The 3,303-nt window shown below is 71.5% G+C and carries 3 protein-coding genes; 1 reads left to right on the plus strand and 2 read right to left on the minus strand.

The features are described 5' to 3' along the window. Positions 1-611, minus strand: a 611-nt coding sequence (locus FV223_RS23605) for an SDR family NAD(P)-dependent oxidoreductase (RefSeq protein ID WP_147729265.1), incomplete at its 3' end; no start/stop codon positions are given. A 249-nt stretch (positions 612-860) separates the two neighbouring features. Further along, the gene (locus tag FV223_RS23615) at positions 861-2,393 is read right to left on the minus strand and encodes an NAD(P)/FAD-dependent oxidoreductase (protein WP_147729266.1); all 1,533 of its coding nucleotides are present in this window, start codon (positions 2,391-2,393) and stop codon (positions 861-863) included. Positions 2,394-2,606: 213 nt separating this feature from the next. Here FV223_RS23615 and FV223_RS23620 point away from each other — a divergent pair, with 213 nt between their 5' ends. Then, positions 2,607-3,302, plus strand: a complete 696-nt coding sequence (locus FV223_RS23620) for a TetR/AcrR family transcriptional regulator (protein WP_147729267.1) — start codon at positions 2,607-2,609, stop codon at positions 3,300-3,302. Position 3,303 lies beyond the last annotated feature (1 nt).

Raw genomic sequence — 3,303 nt, forward strand, 5'->3', positions numbered from 1 at the left:
ATGTGCGCGGGCAGGCGGGCGCTGTCGGCGACCGAGGTGGCGACGCCGCCCGGATGCACCACGGTGACGCCGATCGCGGTGCCGGCGAGCTCGTGCCGCAGCGCCTGCGAGAAGCCGCGCACCGCGAACTTGCTCGCGGAATAGGCGGTCTGGCCCGGCGGCGCGATCAGCCCGTAGAGGCTCGACAGGTTGACGATCCGCGCTTCCGGCTGCGCCCGCAGCAGCGGCAGGAAGGCGCGGGTCATCCGCACCACGCCCCAGAAGTTGATCTCGAACAGCCATTCGAAATCGGCCTCCGTCACGTCCTCGAAGGTGCCGCCGAGCGCCACGCCGGCATTGTTGATCAGCACGTCGAGGCCCCCATGGGCCGCCTCGACCGCGGCCGGCAGCGCGGCGATGGCGTCGCGGTCGGCGACGTCGAGGGGGTGGCGGCTGATGCGGACCCGGTTCGTCGCGATCAGCCGCTCGGTCTCCTCCAGCCCGGCGACGTTGCGGTCGGCCAGCGCCAGGTTGCAGCCGCGCGCGGCCAGCCCCACCGCCAGCGCACGGCCGATGCCGCTCGCCGCGCCGGTGATCAGGGCCGTGCGGTTCTCGAGGTTCCAGTTCGGCATGGGGGCTCGCTGCATGTTTGGTGGATGAAACGCGCGGTCCACTTCCCCTCCCCCTCTGCGGGGGAGGGTGGCCCGCGAAGCGGGTCGGGAGAGGGAAGCGCCGCATCCGGCACTGTCGCTCCCCTCTCCCGACCCTCGCTCACGCGAGGCCCACCCTCCCCCGCACCCAAGTCGGGCCTGCCCGACTTGGGCACACAGGGTGCGGATCTCGGGCAAGCCCGAGATCCGTCGGGGGGAGGGAAGGGAGGCTCACGCCGCGCGCTTGGCCGCCTCGCGGCGCGAGAACCGCATCGTGCCGTCGTCGAGGCGGCCGAACTTCAGGGCGGCGGTGTCGAGGATGTAGTTCTGGTGCAGCTTCCACGGCTTGGTGTCGGCCTGCTTCGGCAGCAGGTGCGCGGCGCGGGTGACGTAGCCGGAGGTCAGCGGCAGGGTCGGCTCGGTGTTGAGCCGGCCGGTATCCGCCAGGGGCTCGCAGCGCGCGAAGCCGTTGGCGTCCATGTGGTTGATGAGCCGGCAAAGGTAGCGCGCCGTCAGCTCGCTCTTCAGGGTCCACGAGGCGTTGGTGTAGCCGATCGTCACCGCGAAGTTCGGCACGCCCGACAGCATCATGCCCTTGTACAGGAACGTGTTCTCCGGCTCGACCGCGCGGCCGTCGACGGAAAGCGTCATCCCGCCGATCATCTTCATCCGGAGGCCCGTGGCGGTGACGACGATGTCGGCCGGCAGCGTCTTGCCGGAGGCGAGCCGGACGCCGTCCTCGGTGAAGCTGGCGATCGTGTCGGTCTCGACCGAGGCGGCGCCGGAGCGGATCGCCTTGAACAGGTCGCCGTCCGGCACGAGGCAGAGGCGCTGGTCCCACGGCTTGTAGCTCGGGGTGAAGTGCTTGGCGACGTCGTAGTCGGGGCCGAGCTGCGCGCGCACGCCGTCGAGGATGCGCTTGGTCATCGCCGCCGGCTTCTTGCGCGCGAACTGGTAGAAGAAGATGCCGAGCGCGACGTTCTTCGCCCGCGTCAGCCGGTGGGCGAGGCCGGCCGGCAGCTTTTCGCGCAGCCAATGCGCGATTCTGTCCCGGCTCGGCAGGGCGACGATGTAGGTCGGCGAGCGCTGCAGCATCGTGACGTGCTGCGCGGTCTTGGCCATCGCCGGCACCAGCGTCACCGCGGTGGCGCCCGAGCCGATCACCACCACGCGCTTGCCGTCCCAGGACAGGTCCTCGGGCCAGGCCTGCGGGTGCACCACCGGCCCGGCGAAGCGCTCGCGCCCGGGAAAGTCCGGGCTGTAGCCGTGGTCGTAGGCGTAGTAGCCGCTGCACACCGACAGGACCGCGCAGGTGTAGCGCACCGGCTCGGCGGCTTCGCCGACCTCGGCGTCGAGGGTCCACAGGGCGGCGGCCGAATCCCAGGCCGCCCGCACCACCCGGGTGCCGAAGCGTATCTTTTGGTCGATGCCCTCGGCCTGCGCGGTCTCGCGGACGTAGCTCAGGATCGAGGCGCCGTCGGCGATCGCCCGGTCGCTGCGCCAGGGGCGGAAGCTGAAGCCGAAGGTGTAGAGGTCGGAATCCGAGCGCAGGCCGGGATAGCGGAACAGGTCCCAGGTGCCGCCGATCGCGTCGCGGCTTTCCAGGATGGCGTAGGTCTTCCGCGGGCACTCGGTCTGCAGGTAGTGCCCCATGACGATGCCGGAGAGCCCGGCGCCGACGACCAGCACGTCGAAATGCCGGGCGGCGTCCGCGGCGGAGGCGGGCGCCCGAAGCGGACTCGTGGGGGGCGAGGCGTCGTTCATGGCGTCGGGCTCCGGCGGTTTCGCGCGTCGCCCCGATTTAAGGTGGACACCTTATAGACGTCAACGGGCTACCACCGTAAAATGCATCTGGCGCGAAACGTGATGGTGCCGGACGCGCCCCGCGCTCGGCGGATCGCAGGCCGGATCAAGGTGCGGGTGGATCGATGGGGCGGCCAAGTCGGACGGCGGGCCTGAGGCGATGAGGGCGGGGCGATGAGGACGGGCCCTGCGGCGCGCGCGAAGGATCTGCCGAAGGGCGTTGCCGGGGCCGCGGGCAGGAGCGGTGCGACGCGCGTCGCGAAGCCCGGCACGCGCGACCGCGTGCTCGCGGCCTGCCGCGACCTGTTCAACGAGCGCGGTCCGGCCGCCGTCACCACCGCCGAGATCGCCGCCGCGGTCGGCATCAACGAGGGCAATCTCTACTATCACTTCCAGCGCAAGGAGCAGATCCTGGAGGCGCTGTTCTCGGCCTTTGAGATCCGGCTCGAGGCGGTGGCGACGGCCTACGCGACGCAGGCGGGCGAGGCGCGCTACGCCCCCTACCTCGCCGGCTGGTTCACGCTGATGTGGGAGTGGCGCTTCTTCTACCGCGACGGCGGCACGATCTTCCGGCTCGCGCCGGCCCTGCGGCCGCGGCTGAAGACGGTCAGCGATTCCGGCCAGGACCACGTCCGGCAGGCGCTCGCCGGGATGAAGGCGGCGGGCCTGCTCAGGGCCGGCCCGGCGGAGACCGAGCACCTGATCGTCAACGCCTGGATCGTCTCTACCTACTGGATCGACTACCTGCGCTCGCGCCGCGGCCTCGGCGAGGTCCGGCGCGAGCACCTGGATTGGGGCGCGGCCCAGGTGGCGAGCCTGTTCCGGCCCTACCTGACCGAGGCCGGGCTCGCCGCCGCCGCGCTGGCCTGAG

The sequence above is a fragment of the Methylobacterium sp. WL116 genome (genome assembly GCF_008039455.1).
In the GTDB taxonomy this organism is placed as follows: domain Bacteria; phylum Pseudomonadota; class Alphaproteobacteria; order Rhizobiales; family Beijerinckiaceae; genus Methylobacterium.